Here is a 24272-nt window from a genome sequence, read left to right on the forward strand (position 1 = left end):
TCTGGTCTCTCCTCACTTTTGTTTTATCTACAAGGAAACGGCCGTATCCAGTGCCACTTCCATCATGTCGTTGTTTCTCCAGATCAATCTTAGTTCAATTCCGTCAAAAAGCTCGTGCCGTGCGCCGGCATCGTAACGCCGAAATTGTCGGCCACCGTCGCCCCGATATCGGCAAATGTCTTGCGGAGCGGCAGCTCTCTGCCGCCTTCCCGGAACCGCGGCGAATAAACGAGAAGCGGCACATACTCCCGGGTGTGGTCCGTCCCCCGATAGGTCGGATCGTTGCCGTGGTCGGCGGTGATGATCAGGAGGTCGTCCTCCGTCAGCTTAGCGAACACCTCCGGCAGCCGCGCATCGTATTCTTCCAGCGCTTGGCCGTACCCCTGCGGGTTGCGGCGGTGTCCGTACAGGGCGTCGAAGTCAACGAGATTGACGAAGCTGAGTCCGGTGAAAGATTCATCCATCGTGGCGACCAGCTTATCCATCCCGTCCATATTGGAGAGGGTGCGGACCGCCTTGGTTACACCTTCGCCGTCATAGATATCGGATATTTTGCCCAGCGCGATCACGTCGTAACCCGCATCCTTCAGCGTGTTCATCGTAGTCTGGCCGAACGGCTTCAGCGCATAGTCATGGCGGTTCGCCGTCCGGGTGTAATGTCCTGGCTCCCCGACGAAAGGACGGGCGATGATCCGGCCAAGCATGTACGGATCCTCCAGCGTGATTTTCCGGCAATACTCACAGATTTCGTACAACTCCTTCAGCGGAACGACCTCTTCATGCGCCGCGATCTGAAGCACGGAATCAGCGGAGGTATAAATGATCAGCGCTCCCGTCTTCATATGCTCTTCTCCGAGCTCGTCGATAATTTCCGTTCCGCTCGCCGGCTTGTTGCCGATGACTTTGCGGCCGGTCTTTTTCTCGATCCGGGAGATCAACTCCTCCGGAAATCCGTCAGGGAATACCCGAAACGGCGTATCAATGCGAAGCCCCATAATCTCCCAGTGTCCGGTCATCGTATCCTTGCCGCTGGACGCCTCCTGCATCTTGGTATAATAGGCGAGCGGCTTGTCCGCTTTGGGAATCCCTTGAATCTCACGAATGTTGGACAAGCCCAGCTTGGCCATATTCGGCATGTTCAATCCCCCGCGCTCGCGGGCGATATGTCCTAACGTATCGACGTCAAAGTCGTCAAACTTGGCAGCGTCGGGAGCTTCTCCGATCCCTACCGAATCCAGCACAATCAAGTGAATCCGTTTAAATTGAGCCATGGTTACTTCGCTCCTTAGTCAGGTTTACTGAAATTACAAGAACAATCCTGCTACCGTAGCGGACAATACGCTGACCATCGTGGCCCCGTAAAGCAGTTTGAGACCGAAACGAGCCACCACATTGCCCTGCTTCTCATGGAGTCCTTTCACCGCACCGGCAATAATGCCGATGGACGAGAAATTGGCGAACGATACAAGGAATATCGATACGATGCCGGTCGTACGTACGGAAAGCGCGGTATGTTTGCCGAGATCCAGCATCGCCACGAATTCGTTGGAAACCATTTTCGTCGCCATGATGCTTCCCGCTTCCACCGCTTCCTTCCACGGCACCCCCATGACGAAAGCAAACGGAGCAAAGACATAACCCAGAAGCTGCTGGAAGGAAATGCCGAAAATGCCGGTAAAAATCCCATTGATCAGCGCGATCAGCGCAACGAAGCCAACCAGCATCGCCGCAACGACAACGGCCACCTTGAATCCGTCCATAATGTATTCGCCGAGCATCTCGAAAAACGACTGCTTCTCTTCATCATGAACTTCCAGAATATCCTCTTCTTTCGAAACGGAATACGGGTTAAGGATCGAAGCAATAATAAAGCCTCCGAATAAGTTTAACACCAGGGCGGTAACAACATACTTCGGATTAATCATTTGCATGTACGCGCCGACGATCGACATCGAAACCGTGGACATGGCAGAAGCGCAAAGCGTGTAAAGGCGGTGCTTCGGCAGCATGCCGATTTGCTTTTTCACGGATATGAAAACTTCCGATTGCCCCAGAATCGCGGATGCGACCGCATTGTAGGACTCCAGCTTGCCCATTCCGTTGATTTTGCTGAGCACAAGACCGATATATTTAATAATAAAAGGCAGGATCTTGGTGTACTGCAAAATCCCTATGAGAGCGGAGATAAAGATGATCGGGAGGAGAACCGACAGGAAGAAGGTCGTTTGACCTTGATTGATGAGACCCCCGAACACAAAGTTGACACCTTCTCCCGCATAGGACAGCAGCTTCTCGAATGTCGATGCGAAGCCACCGATGAGGAACTCGCCGACGCTGGTATTCAGCAAGGCAAAGGCAAGCAGCGCCTGCAGAACGATCATGACAATGAGCGGCCGGTAGCGGATACTCCGGCGATCGCTGCTTGCCGCATACGTCAGGCCAAATACGACCAGCACACCCAGAATCGCAATTAAATATCTCATGATGGTGTATTCCTCCACAGTGAATGTATTCTAAGCCTTGTCTCTTTAAGAGGTTGTTCAAAAAGTCGTCTTTCCATGACGAAGTAGTTCAGGGAGTGGATCGGGCGTCGAATCTTGAATTCAGCCGGGCCTTCCGTTGCTCACGTAGATCTGTCTACGCTCCGCTACTCAGTCCCTGGCTTCATCCAACCTTCTCGGTCCTGAAAATCCGACTTTTTGAACACGCACTTTAAGCGCTTACAACGCGCGTGTAAGAAAAAAGTCCGGAATTAATTCTCTTTCATGTCCTTTGCTTGAAACGCCCCCGGGAGCAGCTGCTCCATCGTCCACTCCTCGGTATTCCCTTGCAGGTTCGTCAAATAAATCTTGGTATCCCGGTCGCAAAATTCCGCCAGCACTTGGCGGCAGGCCCCGCAGGGAGACACCGGCCCGTCCGTGCCGGCGACGACCGCAATCGCTTCAATCCTGCGGTTGTCTTCGGAGACCGCCTTGAAGACGGCCGTCCGCTCCGCGCAGTTGGTTAAACCGAAGGAGGCATTCTCAATATTGCACCCCAGATAAACTTTCCCGCCGGACAAGAGTGCGGCACCTACCGGAAAGCGGGAATAAGGAGCATAAGCCTGCTTCCGGGCTTCGATAGCTTGCCTAATCAACTGCTCTTTCATCCTTGTTACCTCCTTGGACTATAGTGTGAGGCTTAGTATGAAGCGGTGGATTGGCCGCCTTCCATAATTTTCACACCGGAGCTGGCCCCGATCCGGGTAGCGCCCGCTTCGATCATTTTTAACATGTCTTCCCGGCTGCGCACGCCTCCGGAGGCTTTGACGCCGGTCCGTTCGCCGACGGTTCTGCGCATGAGCGCTACGTCCTCCGGCGTCGCTCCGCCCGTGGAGAAGCCTGTTGATGTTTTCACAAAATCAGCGCCGGCCTTGACTGCAAGCTCGCAGGCACGTATTTTCTCTTCGTCCGTCAAAAGGCTGGTTTCGATAATGACCTTCACCAGCGCCTTGCCTGCCGCTGCTTCGACAACTGCACGGATATCTTTCTCGACCAGCTCGTTGTTCCCGTCTTTAAGCGCCCCGATATGAATGACCATATCGACCTCGGTGGCACCGTTTGCTATCGCGTCCTTTGTTTCAAGCGCTTTGACGGCCGATGTTGAGGCTCCGAGCGGAAATCCGATCACCGTGCACACCTTTACCCCGGTCCCCGACAGCTGCTCGGCCGCATAGGCCACCCAGACCGGATTGACGCAAACCGAAGCGAACGAGTATTTCTTCGCCTCTTCCGTCAGCTTCGTGATCTCCGCCTTGCTCGCATCTGCCTTTAGCAGAGTATGGTCGATCATTCCCGCTAAATTCATGTTACATCCCACTCCCCTATATCTCTTTCATTCTTCTGCATTTGCCCGCAAAAATACGTTTTCAAATCACTCCATGGATGACTGCAAAACCATCATAGCACGAGTCTGAACAAATGTAAAATGGTAAATGAAATTATGTTCAGTCATAACATGGTTAAAATAGCGGCATACTTCATTCGTACGTCGTCCGAACACGAAACAAGCCTGCCGCAGCCGCGGCAGGCTTGTTTCCGAAAGGATGGAAGCTCATGAACATCAACTCCAAGCGTAGCTTATCTTAGCAATGCTTGAGCCGTATATTGGTCCGTTACCAAAATGCTGGCGTATTTGCCGGTCAATGCTGCTCGAATGGCGTCGATCTTCCGCTGTCCGCCGGCTACAAGAATCGACTTCTCCTTGTTCCGCAGGTCCGATAGGTTCATTCCTACGGTACGGTTGTTGATCTCTTCGCTGCAAATGCGGCCCTCGGCATCGAAGAACCTCGAGCAAATGTCTCCAGCACCGGTCCGGCGAAGCATCTCCTGCTCTTCTTTACTGAAGTAGCCGAGACGGAAGAGCAGCGCGTCCTCTTTGACGGTCCCTACCGTGAACACCGCAATGTTGGCCTGCCGGCCTAGCTCCATGATCCGCCAGATATGCCGGTCCTTCTCCACCATCTCTTTCACGGCGATATTGTCGAAGATGACGGGGAGCGGCAAATAACGGGGAGCCGTATGGAACGCTTCGGCGAACAAATTGACCGTTTCTGCGGCAAACGTATTCACATGAGAGTGGCTCACCCCGCCTTTCAATTGCACGACCTCCACGCCCTTCACTTGCTTCGGCTGCAGCTGCCGTGCGACGGAGTACATGGTGGTTCCCCAGGTGACCCCGATGATATCTTTATCCTGCACCGTCTCATACAGATACTCCGCGGCCCTCCGGCTGATATGCTTCTGAATTTCCTGGTATTCCACCGTTGGCGAATAGCAGACAAGTACCGTATCCAGCATATATTTTATTTTCAAATCATGGCCCAAGGTGTTCAAATCCTCAAGAGGGTCAACGATATCGATACGGACGTAGCCGCGTTCTTTGGCATGCTGAAGCAGCCTGGAAACCGTCGGACGGGAGACGCCGAGCCTTGTCGCGATATCCTGCTGACTATAATCGGAGAGATAATAGAGCCTCGCTGCTTCGATGCTTAACCGCTGTTTCTCATCATCCATCGTTTCCAACCCGCTTCTTGTTAATTTTCCGTTCCCGGGAGACCTCGGTCCCCTACTCCCTTATTATAGCCCCCACGGATAGAAGCACAAGCCGCGAAAAAAAGGACCGTCACCCAAACATGGATGAACAGTCCAATAAAACGCAAGTTAATCGGCCAAGCGGTAACCGACGCCCCGTACAGTGGCGATATACGTCGAGTTGGCGGCCCGGTCGCCCAGTTTTTTGCGCAGGCTCTTGATGTGAACATCGACCACGTTGCTGCCGCCAAGAAACGATGTTCCCCATACTTCCGCCAGCAGTTCCTCGCGGGACAGAACTCCGCCCTCCTGCTCCAGCAGCTTGATCAGCAGCTCGTATTCCGTTTTCGTCAGCTCGATTTGGGCGCCGTTCCGGTAAACGGCCATCTTCTTGCGGTCGATCCACAAATCCTTGAAGATCGCCGGAGAACTGCCGGGAAGCAGACGCGTGGCAACTTTGCGCGCGCCGCTGCTTTGGATAATCCGCTGCGCGCGGTAGACGATCTCCATCGGGCGCGCAGGCAGCACCAGCAGCTCCTGATTCATCAGCCCTTGATCCAGGCGCGACAGCATCGACTCTTTGATCAGCAGGAGGGAAGGGATGTCCCCGGACTCCTGCTGGACTACGGATCTGATTGCCGCAGACTCCTCGCCTTCCTTATAAGAGGTCAAATCGAAAATCAGCAAGTCCGCGGTCATCGCATTGCGAATCCCTTGCTCCCAGTGATGGAACACCAGGACGTCAAAGCAGCCTTCCGACAAATCCCTCACCAGCTCGTGAACATCGCTGGGGAAAGGGCTGATCAGAATGACCCGCTGGGTAATCGGGCAAACCTCCCGCCCCATCGTCCCTTCCTTCTCATGAACGGCGGCCTCCAGACCGGAAGGTCTGCGGAACGGCGTTACCGTACTCGCGATTTCTTTCAGTTTGACTTCTTTTGCTGACATGATGGACACACCCCCCCGAATACGACATGGGCATGATGGACATCATACCCCGTTTCTTTGGCAACGGTTTTGCTCCATTCCTCAGGCAACCCGGACATCACTTCATCAACGCGCCCGCATACTTCGCACAGGATATGCTGGTGGTCATCCATCTTGGCGTCGTAACGGCTGGCGGACTCCCCCAGTTTCAATTCGCGGATCAGTTCCTTTTCGGTCAAATAACGCAGCGAATTGTACACCGTGCCGTAGGCGAAGTTATAGCCCTGCTCCACCAGACGGTTCATAACCTCGGCTGCCGTCGGGTGATCGTTCGCGTTGCGCACGACATCATACACCGCTTTGCGCTGCGTCGTTAGATTTAAAGTTTTCATCTATTATCAATCCCTGTTGTTTTTATTTTTAGAATTAGTATAAGTCTTATTTTAGTTCCAGTCAAATCCTATTTTATTCGTTTTTAACCAGCCGGTGATGGAAATAATGAAACCATACTGACGAACCCAAGGAGGAACAAGGCATGTCAAACCATACTTCCCCATCCGGCGCATTGCCGCAGTTGCCGGAATCCATGTGGCGGAAAACGACCGCTCTGCCTGCCTTTGAACCATTGAAAAACGATATTGAAACCGATGTGCTCATTGCGGGGGCCGGCATCGTCGGCATTACGACCGCCTATTTACTGGTCCAGGCCGGATTGAAAGTAGCCGTTATCGACGCCGGAAAAATTCTCGACGGAACAACCGGCTATACGACGGCAAAAGTCACGGCCCAGCACGGGCTGATTTACGACAAGCTACTTAACCATTTTGGCAAAGAAGGGGCACGGCTGTATTACGAAGCCAACGAGGAAGCGCTTGGCTTTATTGCGAACACGATTAAAACGCGGAAAATCGACTGTCAATTCCGCCGCGAAGATGCCTGTCTGTACGCCGATTCGGATGAACAGCTGCAGCAGCTGGAGGCCGAATGGAAGGCTTACGAGGAGCTTGACCTGCCTGCCGAATGGCGCGATGACCTATCCTTACCGCTATCCGCCAAAGGGGCGATCTTGCTGAAAAACCAGGCCCAGTTCCATCCGCTCCATTACTTGCGCGATTTGGCCGAGTTCGTGGCTGAGAACGGCGGTACTTTTTACGAGAACACCACCATGAGAGATCCCGCCGAGGACTTGGACGATGGCCGGCTCAAGCTGGCCTCCGAAGACGGGCATACAGTCATCTGCCGCCATGCCGTTTCCGCTTCCCACTTCCCGTTCATCGACGGCAAAGGGTTGTATTTTTCCCGCCTCTATTCCGAGCGATCCTACGCGGTCGCCTTCGAGCCCGAGCAGCCGTACCCCGGAGGCATGTACATCAACTGCGGGAACCCTAAACGCTCGCTGCGCTCCGCCGAGCTGAACGGCAAAACGGTGGTGATCGCCGGAGGGGAATCGCACAAAACCGGAAAAAACGACTGCACGATCAAATGTTACGAAGCACTGGCGGAATTCGGACAGTCGGTATTAGGGATCAGATCGATCCCCTACCGCTGGTCGACGCAGGACTTGATGACGATGGACGACGTGCCTTATATCGGCCGCCTCACGGAAGACCGCCGCAACATTTACGTTGCGACCGGCTTTGCCAAATGGGGGATGACCAACAGCACGGTGTCCGCGCACCTCATCCGGGACCTGATCCTGGAAAAGGAAAACCGGTACGAGCGCTTATTTACGCCTTCGCGTTTCAAGGCGGACCCCGCGATCAAAAATTTGGCCCGGCAAAACGCCGATGTGGCCAAAGAGTGGGTGACCGGCAAGGTGGAGCTTGTTCACCTGAAGCCCGAGGATCTCGTTCCCGGCCAGGGCGCCGTCGTCAAGCACCGCGGCAAAAGAGCTGGCGCGTACCGCGATGACGATGGCCTGCTCTATTTGGTGGACACGACGTGCACGCACATGGGCTGCGAGGTCAAATGGAACGAAGCGGAACGCTCATGGGACTGCCCTTGTCACGGCTCACGGTTTGATTATAAGGGCGCGGTGATCGAAGGGCCGGCAACCAAAGATCTACCTCGGCTGCACCGGCAGCCCGAGCAAATGAAAAGCTAGGATAGCGCAGCATCCGCTAAGGTACTTACTTCTCAACTAGAAAGAAGGGCCTCGGCGGATGTTTTTTTTTATTCACTACCTTGCTTTGTTCAGTACTGTATGATATTATGCTTTCAGCGATACTGATTATTGTTCAGTAGTGTGAGAACTATTATAAATGCGTGTTCAAAAAGGCCGGTTTTCAGCACCGAGAAGGTTGGATGAAGCTAGGGACTGAGGAGCGGAGCGTACGTTTTGGGTACGTGAGCGCCGGAAGGCCCGGCTGAATTGAAGATTTGATGCCGGGTTACTTCTTAATTCACTTCGTGATCAAAACCGGACTTTTTGAACTACCTCTAAAGGAGAACACCGTATGGACATCAGCATCCAATTCAAGAAAGGCGCCTTGGAGCTTTGCGTGCTTGTTCTCATTCAGCAGCGGGACCGTTACGGTTACGAGCTCGCCCAGTCCGTTTCCAAGCATATCGAAGTGGCCGAAGGGGCGCTTTATCCTCTGCTGCGAAGACTGGTCCATGAAGGCTACTGCACGACGTACCTGCAGGAATCCACCGGCGGCCCGCCGCGCAAATATTACAAGCTGACGCCCGAAGGTGAAATTTATACGAACAGGCTGGTGGTCGAGTGGAAACAGTTCGTTCGGAGCGTATCTACATTAATCGAGAAAGGAAGCCATTTATGAATAAAAATGAATTTATAGCGCTTCTAAGAGCTCATCTCTCCGCCCTTCCGCCGGAAGAACAAAACGAATTGCTGGAAGACTACGAAGCTCATTTCGAATTCGGCCTGCAAAGCGGGAAGACGGAAGAAGAAATCGTGCTGGAACTGGGCGAACCGGCGGAACTGGCCAAGGAAGCGCTCGGAAACCGCTACATCCCCCAGGATCATGTGTATTGGTATGGGCCTGATCCGGAGGGCCGCGCCGGATCGCCCGAGCCGAACCCCGCCGCGCGCGGGGGAGCCGAACGTCCGACGGAAGCCGCGCCCTCCTACGCCGGACCGGGCTTGGCAGCCGTCAAGCGCCGCGGGAAATTTGCCAGCGTAATGGTGTATATCGGACTTTTTTTCCTGAATATCGTTGCCGTCCCGCTGCTCCTTTCCTTCTGGTCGGTGTTGGCCGGCTTCGCGGCCAGCGCGCTCGGCTTCATCCTTAGTCCGCTCGCCTTGGGGTTGGAATTTACGGTGCATCACCAGTTTAACCTGGGCAAGCTTTTTGCCGCGGTCGCCTGCGTTGGGATCGGCATTTTGCTGGCGGTAGGTCTGCGCTATCTTTTTGCCGGAATACGGCGTGTTAGCATCGGTTATTGGAATTGGAACGTACGAATGGCAAAAGGGAGGAATGAAGCGTGAACAGCAAAAAATGGACGCTGGTTGGATTGTTTTTGATCGTCCTCGGGCTGGCCGGCATGGCCTACCAGCGGTTTGACTTCGGCGAGAAGCTTCCCGCCTACCAGCAAAAGTGGACCTTCAGCGAAGGCGAGCTGGAAAATCTGCACATTGAAGGCGATTATGACGTGGATGTGGAGTTTATCGACAGCCCGGACGGGTCCGCTTATATCGAGGCCAGCGGCAACATGAAGCAGAAACCGATCGATAAAATAAAATCGGCCGCGATTTCCGGACAAACGCTTAAGCTGGAATTTCAGGACTCATGGGACTGGTCCTTCTTCAGCCTCAATTTTCAATCGACCAAACAGCATATTACCGTGGCCCTGGCCAAGGACAGCGGACTGAAGGCGATCAGCTACAAGTCGGGCGACGGGAGCGGCAGTTTCACCGGTCTAAGGGCTGAAAATATCGAGCTTTCCGTTACCTCGGGCAAAATCCGCGCTGATTCCGTTCAAGCGGAAAACCTAAAGCTTACGGCCAGCGACGGGAATATTACCGCCGAGCGGGTTCAGGTTCAGGGGAACGCGGAAATCAAGCTAACCTCCGGCAACATCAAAATCGATGAACTGCAGGGAGCTTTGACGGCAAAAGCGACTTCCGGGAATATCACGGCGAGCGGCGTGGAAGGACGAGTCGAGGCTTCGTTGGGTTCCGGCAACATCAAATTCACCGATTTCACGGGGAATGGCAAGTTTAAAGCGACCTCCGGCAACATTACGCTGGAGAATCAACGCTCGGACAGCCTGGACATCACCGTGCAATCCGGCAACGTAAAACTGTCCGTGGACCCGCAGTTCCAGGGAGTTTACGACCTTAAGACGAAATCCGGCAGCATCACAGCTCCCGAGGCACCGCAGCAAACGAAGGATGTCATCAAGGTGCGGGCAACGTCCGGTGATATCCGGATTCGGTAACCCCCTTGATTTTTCAGATCATTAATCATATAATTCACATAACTAATATTTAAGGAGGTGGGTAGAGTGGATCGCAAGCTTGTATGGAATCGGATTAGCCAGCTGCCATTGGCAATGTCTGGCATTATCTTTGGCACAGCCGTGAACGGGATAGGTCTGTCCAATTTTAACGATTCGATATCCATACCAAAATGCGAAATGCCGCTCCTACCTTAACCTCACGTTTAACGTGCGTACCGAAGGCAGCAGGATTTCCTGCTGCCTTCTTTTTTTGAAGATACAGGCTTAAGGCAACGGACGGCATGGAACGAAGGAGATTAATTTACCCATGATGATCCAATGTCAAAATATACAGAAATATTACGGCGCCGAACTGGTGCTGAGCGATGTTACGTTTGAAATCAAAACGGGCGAGACCGTCGGCCTGATCGGCCGCAACGGCACAGGCAAAACGACCTTGATGAAGCTGCTGACGAGCAAAGAGCCGCCCGACCGCGGACAGCTGCATATCCGCAAAAATGCCCGCATCGGCGCGCTGGCGCAAATTCCCGATTACCAAAGCGGCGAAACCGTTCGCGGCGTGCTGCTGGAGGCTTTTGCCGAGCTGCGCCTGATGCTGGCGGAAATGAAGCAACTCGAGGCGGAAATGTCCGCGGGCGGGGCTGATTCGGGGGCTGCAGGCGGCATGGACGGCCTGCTCCGCCGATATGGCGAGCTGCAGGAGGCGTTCGAGCGCGGAGGCGGCTATGAAATCGATGCCTCCATCGATCGGATAGCCGGCGGACTGGGAATTCCGGCGGAGCAATTCGTCCGCCCCTTCTCTTCCCTCTCCGGCGGCGAGAAAACCAAAGTGGGGCTGGCGGTTATCCTGCTGCAACAGCCGGATTTGCTGCTTCTCGATGAACCGACGAACCATTTGGACATGGCCGCGATCGAATGGCTGGAAAATTACATCCGGTCTTTTGCCGGAACCGTCGTCATTATTTCCCATGACCGGTATTTTCTCGATGCGGTGGCGGATAAAATCATCGAGCTGGAGGATGGCGAAGCCTTTACCTACTATGGGAACTACAGCACGTACAAGGAGGAAAAAGAGCGGCGGCTGCTTCAGCAATTTGCCGACTACCAGGAGCAGCAGAAGAAGATCAAAAAAATGCAGGAAACGATCAAGCAGCTGATCGAATGGGGCAACCGTTCCAATCCGCCGAACCCTTCGTTCCACCGGCGCGCCGCTTCGATGCAAAAAGCGCTGGACCGCATGGTGAAGCTGAAACGTCCGATTCTGGAGCGCAAAAAGATCGGCCTCCAGCTGCAGCAGGCCGACCGGTCCGGCAATGACGCGATCGTGCTGCGCGAGGTCGGCTGCGTTAGAGGCGCCCGGCGGCTGTATTCCGGGCTGACGCACACGCTGCGGTACGGCGAAGCCGCCGTCCTGATCGGAGAGAACGGGGCCGGCAAAAGCACCTTGCTCAAAAACGTGCTTGGCCTCGAACCCCCGGAGGAGGGGGAAGCCCGGCTCGGCGCCCGGATCGACGCCGGTTATCTGGCGCAGCAGTCGGCCCCGGCCGATCACGAGGAAACGGTGCTGCAGTTTTTCCGCGACGAGATCGGCATCGAAACCGGGGAGGCCCGCCATCAGTTGGCCCGGTTCCTGTTCTACGGCGCCGACGTGTTCAAGAAGGTGCGCAGTCTGTCGGGCGGGGAATGGACCCGGCTGCGGCTGGCCGTACTCATGCACCGCAAGCCGAATTTGCTTGTGCTCGATGAGCCGACCAACCATCTGGACATCGACTCGCGCGAAGCGCTGGAGGAAGCGCTGGAAGAGTATGCTGGCACCCTGCTCGTCGTTTCGCATGACCGTTACTTTATCAACAAAGTAGCGGGCCAGATCTGGGCATTGGAGGGCGGCCGCATGAGTGTTACTCTCGGCAACTATGAAGATTACCGGGAGGAATTGTCCCGCAGCTCGGACGCCGCGGGGGTTCGCTTCGAAAGCACGAGTTGGGCTTCCGCTTCGGTTCAGGCCGCGGGGATGACCCCCGCCCTTCCCGCCCATGCGGACGCCGCGGTCCAGACAGTAACCAAAGCCGCCGATAATGCGGGAGGATCTGCGGAGGGAGCGGCAAAAACCGTCCGCAAGCCCCGGGCAAATCCGGCTTACCTGCGCAAGCTGGAAGTCGATATTGCCACCACAGAAGCTGAACTGGCGGCGATTGATAACACCATGCTCGACCCGGAGACGGCCTGCGACGCTGCGCGTTTAATCGCGTTGCAGCATGAGCGGGAGGGGCTTCAGCTACGTCTCGACGAGATGATGGAGGAGTATTTTGCCTTGCTTGAAGAATCCGCCGAATAAAAGGAGAGCGATCACGATGAATCCCCCCAAATTCCAGCTTCATTCTGAAGACCCCCGTGTCCGGGCGCTGGCCGCCGCCGACCCGCGGATGGGGCGCCTGACGGCGCTGATCGGCGGCCTGGCAACCAAACCGCAGGGACCTCACTTTGCCGAACTGGCCCGCTCCATCATCAGCCAGCAAATTTCCGTCAAGGCAGCGGCGACCATTCGCGGCCGAGTCATCGAGCTTGCCGGGGAGCTGTCCCCGGCCGCTCTCTCGGCGCAAACGGACGCCGACCTGCGGGCCGCCGGACTCTCCGCCGCCAAAGTCGCTTATATCCGCGATTTATGCGGCAAAGTTCTATCCGGCGAACTCCAGCTGGAAAAGCTGGAGGAAATGAGCAATGAAGACGTCGCAGGTGCGCTTGTATCCGTCAAAGGCATCGGCAAATGGTCGGCGGAGATGTTCCTGATCTTCGCCTTGGGCCGGGAAGACATCGTGTCGTTCGGCGATGCCGGTTTGCAGCGGGCCGCCAAATGGCTTTACGCCATGGAGGACCGGGACGACCGCAAATATTTGCAACAGGTTGCCGCGCCATGGTCCCCTTACGGATCGATCGCTTCCCTGTATTTATGGGAAGCGATCAACCAAGGGCATGTCGATTCCGGAGAGACCTTCGAAGAGCGCAGTAAACGCCTATGATTGCGTTACCGTTGCCGGTCTGCTAAACGGTGATACAGGGGCGAGCGCTTGCGGAATTGCTCCCGATTCCGGTGCTCCCCCCTGTCGCCCGTAGCCCCTACCACCTCTAACGGACCGAGATGACCTTATTCGCTCATTTCCCGGTTATTTCCCACTGTAACGGACTCCACAGACGTTATTAGGCCGGAAATAAGGTGATCGAGGCGGATTTGACCGAAATAACGTCTCCTCGGTCCGTTACAATTTTCGGACGCGAATTTTCGCCAGTTTAGCGTCATCAGTGTCCGTTAGCCGTGCGCTCGTCCCTCCTACCCTCTCACCATGCGCTCCCGCAACCCACTCCTCCCCTCACCCATAAATCCTGATCCCATATTCGCAGTGCTCGTCGCCCGATACGTTGCATTTGGTCTCCCGGACGCTCACCTTGCAGTTCAGTATGCTGCCAAGCGCCCCTTCCAGAATCGCCCCCTCCAAGTCGCATACCTTCTTCTCTTCGATCACAGGCAGCCCTTTGCAGAAGCAATCGTCTACCGCAATCCGGATCAGCCGCTCATCCCGCTGCAAAACGCGCGGCAGCCCTATTTGCAGCTTGGCGAACAACTCCAGCAATTCCTCCAACGTCCCCACGGGCAGGCTTTCGCCGATTTTGCGGCCGATCGATGCCGTCGTTCCTTTGCCTTCCAATGGCAGCCCCTGCTGCATGCCGATCAAGCGGATCGCCCGAAACAGCTCCAGCGGCACCTGGTCCCCCAAACGGACGCGATCGATCCGCTGCAAATCCTCAAATGTAAAGCTTGTCATCGTCCATGCCTCTTTTCCTCGTTAATTTAGATATTTTTAATTTATCATTAGCATGAATTCGATTCCTTGATTGAGATCAAAAATACGCGGCTGTAAATGTGATATACATCACGAAATATGGCGCATATCCTTGATAGGGTAAAAATAAGCACCCTTTTGCTCTTCCCGATTCCAGGAGGTTGGATGAATTAATGCAACACACTTTGTTTATTTTGCTGCAGTTGCTGGAGCGGGCGGCGCTGCTGCAAATGTGTTTGTTTGTGCTGACCCGCCTGCCGCGCTTTAAAGAGCTGTTTCAGAAGAAAGAATACAGCCGCCAGGAGCTGGCGCTGGCTACGGCCATTTTCAGTCTGTTCGCGATCTTCGGAACGTACAGCGGCATCAATGTTGAAGGCTCGCTGGTCAATGTGCGGATTATCGCGATCATGGCGGGAGGCATACTTTTTGGTCCGGCGGTCGGTCTGATCACCGGGCTCCTGTCGGGCGTGCACCGCTTCCTGATCGACATCGGCGGGGTAACCTCGTTGCCCTGCCTCTTAACGAGCATTATCGCGGGCGTCGTGTCGAGCATCATATATATCCGCACGACCGCGGAGCGGAAATGGGTGGTCGGCATCGCCGCCGGCATGGGCTGTGAAGCGCTGACGATGCTGCTGATCCTCTGGATGGCGGAGCCGTATTCGCTGGGGCTGAACATCGTTTCGCAGATCGCCCTGCCGATGATTGCCAGTCAGGTCTGCGTGGGATTGATCGTAATGCTGGTGCAGAGCGTGGAAGGGGAAAAGGAGCGGATCGCCGCCCGGCAGGCCAAGCTGGCGCTCGATATCGCCAACAAAACGCTGCCTTATTTTCGCTCCATCACGCCCGAATCACTGCGGACGATCTGCCGCATCATCCAGGCCGAAATCGCCGCGGATGCCGTGGCGCTCACCGATACCCGCTATATTCTCGCTTACGTAGGTTTGGGGGAGGAACATTATGCCAAGCGGCATGAAATTGTGAGCGATGAGACGAAGCGTTCGCTGGCCAGCGGGGAAATTACAATCCGCAATAACGAGGCTGCCCATATCGACCCCCGGATCAAGTCGCAGATCATTATCCCGCTCAAGGAAAAGAGCGAGGTGACGGGAGCGCTGAAAATTTATTACGCCAAGGCGCATAAAATCACGTACTCGCTGCAGGCGATGGCGGTTGGGCTATCGCAGATGATCTCCACGCTGATGGAGGTATCGCGCATTGAGGACCTTAAGCAGATGGCCAACAAGGCCGAGCTCAAGGCGCTGCAGACGCGGATTCACCCGCATTTCCTGTTCAACGCGCTCAACGCGATCGCTTCCTCCATCCGTGTCGATCCGGAAAAAGCGCGCGAACTGATCGTCAATTTATCCGGATACATGCGCTACAATCTGGAGCTTAAGGACGAGATGATCGATCTCAGCAAGGAGCTGCAGCAGGTGCGGCAGTATGTGGAGATCGAGCAGGCCCGTTTCGGCAGCCGGCTGGAGGTGCGCTACGATATCGACGATACGCAGGTGCGAATTCCGAGTCTGATCATCCAGCCGCTGGTGGAGAATGCGATCGTCCACGGAATCTTGAAGGGAAAAGGCAAGGGTACGGTCACGATATCGGTCAAAGACCGCGGAGACACCGTGCGTATCGGCATTGTCGACACGGGCGCCGGCATCGGGCCGGAGACGATACGGAAGGTATACGAAGGCTCCATGGAAGAGAACCGGATCGGGCTCTACAATGTGCACCGCCGGGTAAAGCTGATCTACGGAGAAGGCTTGGAGATTCACAGGCTGGACAAAGGAACGGCGATTTATTTTAACCTCAAGAAGGAGAACTCATGAAAGCAATCATCATCGAAGATGAAGAACTGGCCCGCCGGGAATTGGCTTACTTGATCGAGCGCTACAGCGCGATCACGGTCGAAGCCTGTTTCGAGGACGGGCTGGAGGCGTTGAAATTCTTGCAAAGCCGGGAGGTTGATGTACTGTTTTTGGATATCAATATCCCCTCGATTGACGGCCTGCTGTTGGCTCAGACGATTAGCAAATTTTCCGCCAGACCGTTTATAGTGTTCACTACGGCTTACAAGGAGCATGCCGCGGAAGCGTTCGAGCTGGAGGCTTTTGATTATATTCTCAAGCCTTACAGCGAGGCGCGGATTCAGAATATGCTGGGCAAACTGGAGGCGGCCCACACGGCCCGAAGCGGAGGCGCGGGGGAAGGAAGAGGCGCCTTCGGCAAGATCAATCTGTGGAAAAACGAGAAAATTATTGTCGTGGAAATCGACGACATTTATTATGCGGCCGCCCAGGAGAAGAGCACCAGCGTGATGACGAAGAGCGGAGAATACACGATGGCGCTTAGCATCAGCGACTTTCAGGCGCGTCTGCCGCGGGAGCATTTTTTTCGCTGCCACCGCTCCTACATCGTGAATCTCGGCAAAATCAAAGAAATCATCCCATGGTTCAACAATACCTATCTGCTGCGGCTGCGCGATCTGGACTTTGAAGTGCCGGTCAGCCGCGGCAAAGCGAAGGAATTCCGGCAGCTCATGCGTCTGTAGCCGCAGTTCATTCCGTATTCGCGTCATTTCGTTCCCGTTCCCGCCAAGCTCCGCGCGTACTCGTTTACAATAAGGGTGCGTGAGAGAGTTCATGCGCAATCGAGAGAGAAAGAAGGAATGGCGATGAACGGAAGATCCGAAAAGCGGTGGCCGATCGTATTGGGTACCATTATTATGCAGATGGGTCTTGGCACCATCTATACCTGGAGTCTGTTTAACCAGCCATTGGCGAACAAATTGGGGTTAGAGCTTGGCTCCGTTTCCACAACTTTCTCCATTACAAGTTTCGCGCTCGCCTTTTCCACATTGTTCGCCGGCAAACTGCAAGACCGCTTCGGTCTGCGCAGGCTGACGGCGGCGGCAGGCATTTTATTGGGGCTGGGCCTGATGTTAAGTTCGCAGGCAAGTTCCCTTCCGATGTTGTACTTGCTCGCCGGCGTGGTGGTTGGCTTTGCGGACGGGACGGCTTATATCACCTCACTATCCAATCTGCTGAAATGGTTTCCCGGCCGCAAGGGTCTCATCTCCGGCGTTTCCGTCGGGGCTTACGGCACGGGCAGCCTGCTGTTCAAGTATATCAACGGCGCTTTGCTTGAATCTGCCGGCGTTTCCGGAGCTTTTCTGTACTGGGGATTGATCGTCATGGCGCTGATTGCCACCGGTTCCTTGCTGGTGCGCGAGGCGCAGAATTCGCCCGTCGTCTCGGCCGCAGGATCACGGCCGCATGGCGCGGACAAGGCTGCAGGCGTGGGGCAGCGTGATTACACCGTGGGTGAAATGCTGCGCACAAAAGAGGCATACATGCTGTTCGCGATCTTTTTTACCGCCTGTATGAGCGGACTTTATCTGATCGGCATCGTGAAGGACATCGGCATTCAGCTTGCCGGGCTTAACGAGGCCGCCGCGGCCAACGCGGTCGCGTTGATCGCTTTGTTCAACACGTCGGGCAGGTTGGTGCTTGGTTCGCTGTCCGATAAGATGAGCCGGCTGGGTCTGATCGGCGGATCGCTGGCGGTAACGGCGGCCGCGGTGTTCACCCTGAGCTTCGCTGAGCTGAATTATAGTCTGTTCTTCGCCTGCGTGGCGGTTATCGCCTTTTGCTTCGGCGGCAATATCACGATCTTTCCGGCGATTGTCGGCGACTTCTTCGGCCTGGCCAACCACAGCAAAAATTACGGCCTCATCTATCAGGGCTTCGGCATCGGCGCGCTATCCGGCTCGTTTATCGCCGTGATGCTGGGCGGCTTCAAGCCGGCGTTCATCGTCATCGGCCTGCTCTGCCTGGCCGCGGTCGTCATCGCGGTGTTCGTAAAGCCACCTGTTGAAAACATGAAGAAAAAGGGGCTGCACCTGAAGCCTTTCAGGCACGCGGCTTAAATTATAAAAAGCCGGTACGCACTGCTTTGCGGTGCGCCCGGCTTTTGCTAGTAGAATGATCCGGAAATAATGTGGCTTATCTACGGACGGGGGCCATGGATTGCTTTGTTCTATATTAGTTTTGTGCTCAGTATCGCCCCTATAAAATAGCGGAACTTTTGAATCTTATTTTCCAATTTGAGCCTATTTATCACCAATAGCGGAATTTTTGGGTCTTATTTTTTAATGAACAGGTCTAAAAGCGGTCTTTCTCCACTAAATCGTGAAAATAGCGCCATAAAATTCCTCTATTTTACGCAACATAGGGATGTCGCTGAAATAGCGCCCTTTTTTTCCTTTATGTTGTACCCGAGTTTCTTCAATGGACTAGTTTTGCCCTTTTCTCATGTCTTCACTTGCCATCATGCTAACGTTATTTCCAGAATCGTCTACTAGTTTATAGAATATTTATATTATTGCCTCTTTACACGGCCTCCGGTTCAAAGCTGCCTTTCGTAAACTGGCTGTTGTACAAATCGGCGTAGAAGCCTTTTTGGGCCAGCAATTGTTCATGCGTGCCTTTTTCGATGACCGAGCCGTGGTTCATGACGAGGATCAGGTCGGCGTCTCTGATCGTCGAAAGACGGTGCGCGATGACAAAGCTTGTTCTGCCCTTCATCAGCTCGTTCATCGCCTTCTGGATCTGCACCTCGGTCCGGGTGTCGACGCTGCTCGTCGCTTCGTCCAAAATCAGGATGGCCGGATCGGCCAAAATCGCCCGCGCGATTGTCAGCAGCTGTTTCTGACCTTGCGAGATATTGGAAGCTTCCTCGTTCAAGATCGTATCGTACCCGTCCGGCAGCGTGCGGATAAAGTGATCGGCGTAGGCCATTTTGGCCGCACGCACCACGTCCGCTTCGGTCGCGCCTTCGCGCCCGTAGGCGATATTGTCGCGGATCGTGCCGTTGAACAGCCACGTATCCTGCAGCACCATGCCGAACATGCTGCGCAGGTCGCCGCGCTTCATCTCCGCAATGTTGACGCCATCTACGGTAATCGCCCCATCGCCTACTTCATAGAACCGCATCAGCAGGTTGATCAGCGTCGTTTTGCCGGCCCCGGTAGGTCCGACGATCGCGATCGTTTGCCCCTGCGATACGCTGATGTTCATGTCCTCGATCAGCGGATGCTGAGGATCATACCCGAACTTCACGTGATTGAAGGCCACATCGCCATGCGGCTCCTTCAGCACCTTCGGCTGAGCGGATTCCGCCACTTCTTCTTCTTCGTCCAAAATTTCGAAAACGCGTTCCGCCGAAGCGACCGTCGATTGAATGATATTGGCGATGTTCGCCGTTTGCGTAATCGGCATCGTAAACTGGCGGGCGTATTGGATGAAGGCCTGCACATCGCCGATCTCGATCGTCCGTTTGGTAACGAGGATGCCGCCGACCACGGACACAAGCACATAACCGATGTTGCCAATAAAGCTCATGATCGGCATAATGACGCCGGAGATGAACTGCGCCTTCCAGCCTGCCGTGTACAGCCGTTCGTTAATGTCGTCAAACTGCTTAAGCGACGTTTTCTCGCGGCCAAACGCCTTGATGATTTTGTGGCCGGTATACATTTCTTCCACATGACCGTTAAGTTGGCCCAGTTCCGCCTGTTGACGGACGAACTGTTTCTGCGAGCGTTTGGCGACCTGAGTAATCGCCAACACGCTGAGCGGCAGCGTCAGCACGGCAATCAGCGTCATGAGCGGGCTGATCGACAGCATCATCACGATGACGCCGATAATCGTCAAGATCGAGGTGATCAACTGGGTTAAGCTTTGCTGTAAGGTGTTGCTGATATTGTCGACGTCGTTTGTGACCCGGCTGAGAATTTCACCGTGGGTACGAGCGTCGAAATATTTCAAAGGCAGCCGGTTCAGCTTGGCGTTAACATCGTTGCGCAAGTCGTACACCGTTTTCTGCGCGACGCCAGCCATCAGGTACTGCTGGACATAACTGAACAGCGAACTTAATACGTAAAGTCCCACCAGGACCATGATGATCTGCCATACATACGCAAAATCGATCGTCGCCCCGGGAACCCCTTGAATTTTCCCCATGATCCCTTCAAACAGCTTGGTCGTCGCTTTCCCCATCACCTTGGGGCTGACGATGCTAAACACGGTGCTTAAAACCGCCATGATAAGCACGGCTGTCAATTGATATTTATGCGGCCGCAAATAACGGATGAGCCGCTTTAAAGTCCCTTTGAAGTCCTTCGCTTTCTCGGCCGGCATGCTCATGCCGGGTCCGCCGGGTCCGCCCGGCCCGGGGTGTCTTGGACCGTGTCCTCTCAGCCCCGGAGTTCTGCCGGCAGGCCGCCCAGAGGCGCCCGCGCCTTTTTGCTCCTGACTCATGCAATCTCCTCCTCCGAAAGCTGTGAATAGACGATCTCTTTATACACGTCGCAGGTTTCCATCAGTTCGCGGTGATTGCCGATGCCGGCGATCCGGCTTTCGTTCATGACGATGATGCGGTCGGCGTCAAGCACGGTGCTTACCCGTTGGGCCACGATAATGACCGTCGCTTCCCTGGTCTCCTGCTTCAAGGCGGCGCGCAGCTTCGCGTCCGTTTTAAAGTCGAGGGCGGAGAAACTGTCGTCGAAAATGTAAATTTCCGGCTTCCGCACGAGCGCCCGGGCAATGGAAAGCCGCTGCTTTTGCCCGCCCGACACGTTGGTGCCCCCTTGGGCGATCACCGATTCGTAGCCCTGCTCCATCTCGGCGATAAAATCGCTCGCCTGGGCGATCCTGGCCGCGTACCGGATCTCCTCGTCGGTGGCGTCCTCCTTGCCGTAGCGGATGTTGTCATTGATGCTGCCGGAGAACAACACCGCTTTTTGCGGAACGAAGCCGATTTTGCGCCGCAGCTCCTCCTGCTTCATCTCCCGCACATCGACGCCGTCCACCAGCACGCGCCCCTCACCAACGTCGTAAAACCGCGGAATCAAGCTGATCAGCGTCGATTTCCCAGAACCCGTCCCGCCGATGATCGCGGTCACCTCGCCCGGCTTGGCGCTGAACGTAATGTCCTGCACCGCCGGCTGTTCCGCTCCGGGATAGCTGAAGGAGACGTTTTGAAATTCCACATAACCTTTTTGCTCGGACATCGCCGCTGCCACGTCGGCATCCTTGATCTCCGGAACCATGTCCAACACCTCATTGATCCGCACGGCGGAAGCGGACGCACGCGGAACCATGACGAACATCATCGAGACCATGACGAGCGAAAACATAATTTGCATCGCATACTGCAGAAAAGCCATCAGGTCCCCTACCTGCATTTGCCCGGCATCGATCCGCATCCCGCCGAACCAAATGATCGCCACCGAAGACAGGTTCATCACCAGCATCATAATCGGCATCATGAAGGCCATGATTTTATTGACCCGAATCGAGGTATCCGTCAAATCGAGGTTGGCCGCGTCAAACCGTTTGCTTTCGTAATCGGTCCGGTTAAACGAGCGGATGACCCGGATGCCGGTCAAACTCTCGCGCATGACGAGGTTCAGCTTGTCGATTTTTTTCTGAATCGCCTTAAACAGCGGAATCCCTCTGCTGGCGATCAACCAGATCGCCCCGGCCAGCACCGGCAGCACGACCACCAGCACCAGGGACAATTCAGCGTTTTTCGATACGGCCATGATGATCCCGCCCAAACACATCAGCGGCGCCATCACCATCATCCGCATCATCATAATCAGCACCTGCTGAACTTGGGTAATGTCGTTTGTCGTCCGGGTGATCAGCGAAGCGGTGCCCACTTTGTCGAACTCTTCCAGCGAAAAGTTGGACACATGGTTAAACATCTTGGCGCGCAGCCGCTTGCCGAATCCCGACGCCGCCCTGGACGAGAAGTAACTCGCTCCGATCGAGCAGGCCATCCCGCCCAGCGCCACAAGCAGCATAAATCCGCCCACCCGCCAGATATACAGTGTGTCTCCATTGACGACCCCAACATCCACGATATCGGCCATCAGTGTCGGCAAATACAGCTCGGACAACGTCTGAAGAAAGACGAGGGCAAGCACTCCGGCGACCAGCCAGCGGTATGGTTTCAAATAGCGGAAAAGTTTGATCAATTCCATCATCTCCACATATCCGAGTCACTCGGTTTTTTTATTTTGATTGATCTGCGATTCGAAATACCGGTGTACCTCGTGCAGCAGTTCGATCAATTGGTTGCTTTTCTCTTCGCCCAAAAAATCGCATAAATTTTGAATTTGTTTGGATCGATGCTCCGCTGCCGTGCGAAATGCCTGTTCGCCCTGCTCCGTCAGCTTGACGCGCACGACCCGGCGATCCTCCTGATCGTTATAGCGATGTACCAGCCCTTGTTCTTCCAGGCTGCGAATTTGCGGCGTGACGGTGGGCGAAGCCACTCCCATTCTCGTGCTGAGCTCGGAGACGGTAATGCCCCGCGGCTCCTGTTCAAGCCCTTGAAGAATAGAATACATCAGTCTGAATTCGCTTGGTTTGAACGTTAACGGCGCCATTTTATTCATATCCAGTCTCCGCAAGCGGTGCAGCGCCAGCATAAGCTTATGCGCCTGCGAATTATCGCTGGAATGCACCGATGATCACCTCAGCTTCCATTTATTTTCATGATTTAATAATTAGGATACCTATCTATTAGCAAAGCTAATTATAATTTCGCTCATGATGAAAGTCAAGCGAGCTCACGCTTCCATATATTAGAAAGGAAAAGATGCCTGCCGGGGTAGACCTACCGGGTGCTGGCGTCTTTGTTACACTTAGACAAGGCTTTTTACCGCTATTTCCCTAGACTCCAGTAAGAAAAACGCCTGACGGCGTCCTTTAATGGCTCTGACTTCTACTTTGGAGCGATTGGAGGCTCTTCCTAAACTTTGGACGCTGCTCTAACGGACACCAGTGACCTTATCCGCCCATTTCCCGGGTATTTCCCAAGCTAACGGACACACACGACCCTATTTCGCTCTAAACCCGTTCATCCTGGCCGATTTGAGGTAAATAAGGTCTTCTGTGTCTGTTACATTTTGCAATCCTCCGTTTTTCCTCAAATAACGGCTCTGGTGTCCCTTAGCCCCCAAGTCCCTCTTCTCCTCCCCTCTCTACCTGCGCTTCGCCTTCTGCCATGCCCTAAATTAGGTCAAAAAAAGATCGTACCGGCGGGCTTGTCCCCTTCACCGTTACGATCTTTTTCATTTATTGCCCAGCCTCGCCGTTCCGGCGGAGTTCATCCAGGCTTTTGAATTCGTAGCCCTGGCGCCGGGCTTCATCAATGATGGAGCCCAAGGCCGCGGCGTTGTCCTTGGACACGGAATGCAGCAGGATCACCGCACCGGGGTGAAGCTGAGACACCACTTGCCGATATGCGTAGTCGGCGCCCCTTTGGGCATTTACATCCCAATCTTTGTAGGCCACCGACCAAAATACGTTGATATAGCCCGCTTCTTTCGTCACCTGCAGCGTTCGGTCGCTGAAAATACCGCGGGGCGGCCTGAGATATTTCATCTCCTGCCGGCCGGTCACCTTTGCCGATTCCTGCTTGACGCGCTCCAGTTCGTCGCGGATCCGCTCGTCGGATATCGTGGTCATATCCGGATGGCTCCAGGAGTGGTTCCCGATGAGGTGCCCTTCGGCAACCATCCGCTTCAGCAGTTCGGGCTGATCTTTCACATAATGTCCTGTGACGAAAAAGATCGCCGGCACTTTCTTCGCTTTTAACGTGTCTAGAATCGGGGCGGTATACCCGTTTTCGTAGCCGTTGTCGAACGTGAGAAACAGTTCCTTCCGGGAGGTATCCCCGAGAAAAATAGCCCCGTGTTTATCGACGATCTCTTTGAACCCCTCCTCATTAATGGAAGGGAGACTTCCGTCCACGCTTTTTTTGAACCCGAAATGGTGGGGCGAATCGGCGTAAACGATTTGCGATGCCGCGGGGCCAAGCAGCATACCGATCATTACCGTGCAGATCAAGGCCAATCTCACAGAGCATTCTCTCCTTATTCTCCAAAATCCTAGCTGCAACGCTCTCGTTTACTATTGCCTGTACTGCGGGA

The 24272-nt window shown here is 54.7% G+C and carries 21 protein-coding genes; 9 read left to right on the forward strand and 12 right to left on the reverse strand.

Going from position 1 to position 24272, the window contains the following annotated elements:
* Window positions 1-89: 89 nt before the first annotated feature.
* The 7 genes from deoB to ACLD72_RS13155 form a co-directional block, all read right to left on the reverse strand.
* Window positions 90-1271 (reverse strand): phosphopentomutase, encoded by a 1182-nt coding sequence (deoB, locus tag ACLD72_RS13125; protein WP_410995658.1) that lies wholly within the window; start codon window positions 1269-1271, stop codon window positions 90-92.
* A gap of 33 nt (window positions 1272-1304) precedes the next feature.
* Complete coding sequence (locus tag ACLD72_RS13130; protein ID WP_251591756.1) at window positions 1305-2483, reverse strand: NupC/NupG family nucleoside CNT transporter; 1179 nt, start codon at window positions 2481-2483, stop codon at window positions 1305-1307.
* A gap of 269 nt (window positions 2484-2752) precedes the next feature.
* Window positions 2753-3148, reverse strand: coding sequence for a cytidine deaminase (locus ACLD72_RS13135; RefSeq protein ID WP_410995657.1), 396 nt, complete (start codon window positions 3146-3148; stop codon window positions 2753-2755).
* Between the two features lie 32 nt (window positions 3149-3180).
* On the reverse strand, window positions 3181-3846 hold the full coding sequence (gene deoC / locus ACLD72_RS13140; RefSeq protein ID WP_410995656.1) for a deoxyribose-phosphate aldolase: 666 nt from the start codon (window positions 3844-3846) through the stop codon (window positions 3181-3183).
* A gap of 272 nt (window positions 3847-4118) precedes the next feature.
* Window positions 4119-5054, reverse strand: a complete 936-nt coding sequence (locus tag ACLD72_RS13145) for a sugar-binding transcriptional regulator (RefSeq protein ID WP_410995655.1) — start codon at window positions 5052-5054, stop codon at window positions 4119-4121.
* A 147-nt stretch (window positions 5055-5201) separates the two neighbouring features.
* A complete protein-coding gene (locus tag ACLD72_RS13150; protein WP_410995654.1) occupies window positions 5202-6020 on the reverse strand; it encodes a winged helix-turn-helix domain-containing protein in 819 nt (272 codons plus the stop codon).
* Entirely contained in the window at window positions 5996-6391 is a 396-nt protein-coding gene (locus ACLD72_RS13155) for a Fur family transcriptional regulator (RefSeq protein WP_251591748.1), read from the reverse strand. The genes ACLD72_RS13150 and ACLD72_RS13155 overlap by 25 nt, the downstream gene beginning before the upstream one ends.
* A 143-nt stretch (window positions 6392-6534) precedes the next feature.
* Here ACLD72_RS13155 and ACLD72_RS13160 point away from each other — a divergent pair, with 143 nt between their 5' ends.
* From ACLD72_RS13160 to ACLD72_RS13185, 6 genes are all read left to right on the forward strand, one after another.
* Complete coding sequence (locus ACLD72_RS13160; RefSeq protein ID WP_410995653.1) at window positions 6535-8103, forward strand: FAD-dependent oxidoreductase; 1569 nt, start codon at window positions 6535-6537, stop codon at window positions 8101-8103.
* A gap of 352 nt (window positions 8104-8455) precedes the next feature.
* On the forward strand, window positions 8456-8782 hold the full coding sequence (locus ACLD72_RS13165; protein WP_128630376.1) for a PadR family transcriptional regulator: 327 nt from the start codon (window positions 8456-8458) through the stop codon (window positions 8780-8782).
* On the forward strand, window positions 8779-9450 hold the full coding sequence (locus ACLD72_RS13170) for a DUF1700 domain-containing protein (protein WP_458475806.1): 672 nt from the start codon (window positions 8779-8781) through the stop codon (window positions 9448-9450). The genes ACLD72_RS13165 and ACLD72_RS13170 overlap by 4 nt, the downstream gene beginning before the upstream one ends.
* Window positions 9447-10403 carry a DUF4097 family beta strand repeat-containing protein gene (locus tag ACLD72_RS13175; RefSeq protein ID WP_410995651.1) on the forward strand — a complete coding sequence of 319 codons (957 nt, stop codon included), beginning with the start codon at window positions 9447-9449 and terminating at the stop codon, window positions 10401-10403. Before ACLD72_RS13170 ends, ACLD72_RS13175 begins: the two co-directional genes overlap by 4 nt.
* A 328-nt stretch (window positions 10404-10731) precedes the next feature.
* The gene (gene abc-f, locus ACLD72_RS13180) at window positions 10732-12759 is read left to right on the forward strand and encodes a ribosomal protection-like ABC-F family protein (protein WP_410995650.1); all 2028 of its coding nucleotides are present in this window, start codon (window positions 10732-10734) and stop codon (window positions 12757-12759) included.
* A 16-nt stretch (window positions 12760-12775) separates the two neighbouring features.
* Window positions 12776-13441: a DNA-3-methyladenine glycosylase family protein gene (locus tag ACLD72_RS13185; protein ID WP_410995649.1), complete on the forward strand. Its 666-nt coding sequence runs from the start codon at window positions 12776-12778 to the stop codon at window positions 13439-13441.
* 348 nt (window positions 13442-13789) lie between these two features.
* Here ACLD72_RS13185 and ACLD72_RS13190 read toward each other — a convergent pair whose 3' ends face one another.
* On the reverse strand, window positions 13790-14242 hold the full coding sequence (locus ACLD72_RS13190; protein ID WP_410995648.1) for a V4R domain-containing protein: 453 nt from the start codon (window positions 14240-14242) through the stop codon (window positions 13790-13792).
* 191 nt (window positions 14243-14433) lie between these two features.
* Here ACLD72_RS13190 and ACLD72_RS13195 point away from each other — a divergent pair, with 191 nt between their 5' ends.
* From ACLD72_RS13195 to ACLD72_RS13205, 3 genes are all read left to right on the forward strand, one after another.
* The gene (locus tag ACLD72_RS13195) at window positions 14434-16095 is read left to right on the forward strand and encodes a LytS/YhcK type 5TM receptor domain-containing protein (RefSeq protein ID WP_410995696.1); all 1662 of its coding nucleotides are present in this window, start codon (window positions 14434-14436) and stop codon (window positions 16093-16095) included.
* Window positions 16092-16817 (forward strand): LytR/AlgR family response regulator transcription factor, encoded by a 726-nt coding sequence (locus ACLD72_RS13200; protein WP_410995647.1) that lies wholly within the window; start codon window positions 16092-16094, stop codon window positions 16815-16817. Before ACLD72_RS13195 ends, ACLD72_RS13200 begins: the two co-directional genes overlap by 4 nt.
* Before the next feature lie 123 nt (window positions 16818-16940).
* Window positions 16941-18194 (forward strand): L-lactate MFS transporter, encoded by a 1254-nt coding sequence (locus tag ACLD72_RS13205; RefSeq protein WP_410995695.1) that lies wholly within the window; start codon window positions 16941-16943, stop codon window positions 18192-18194.
* Between the two features lie 463 nt (window positions 18195-18657).
* On the opposite strand, the gene ACLD72_RS13210 is transcribed toward ACLD72_RS13205, so the two are convergent.
* The 4 genes from ACLD72_RS13210 to pdaA form a co-directional block, all read right to left on the reverse strand.
* Complete coding sequence (locus tag ACLD72_RS13210) at window positions 18658-20586, reverse strand: ABC transporter ATP-binding protein (RefSeq protein WP_410995646.1); 1929 nt, start codon at window positions 20584-20586, stop codon at window positions 18658-18660.
* Window positions 20583-22310: an ABC transporter ATP-binding protein gene (locus ACLD72_RS13215; RefSeq protein WP_410995694.1), complete on the reverse strand. Its 1728-nt coding sequence runs from the start codon at window positions 22308-22310 to the stop codon at window positions 20583-20585. The genes ACLD72_RS13210 and ACLD72_RS13215 overlap by 4 nt, the downstream gene beginning before the upstream one ends.
* A gap of 24 nt (window positions 22311-22334) precedes the next feature.
* Entirely contained in the window at window positions 22335-22802 is a 468-nt protein-coding gene (locus ACLD72_RS13220) for a MarR family winged helix-turn-helix transcriptional regulator (protein ID WP_410995645.1), read from the reverse strand.
* A 613-nt stretch (window positions 22803-23415) separates the two neighbouring features.
* Window positions 23416-24174 (reverse strand): delta-lactam-biosynthetic de-N-acetylase, encoded by a 759-nt coding sequence (pdaA, locus tag ACLD72_RS13225; protein ID WP_410995693.1) that lies wholly within the window; start codon window positions 24172-24174, stop codon window positions 23416-23418.
* Between the last annotated feature and the right edge of the window lie 98 nt (window positions 24175-24272).

The organism is Paenibacillus lacisediminis, assembly GCF_046567315.2.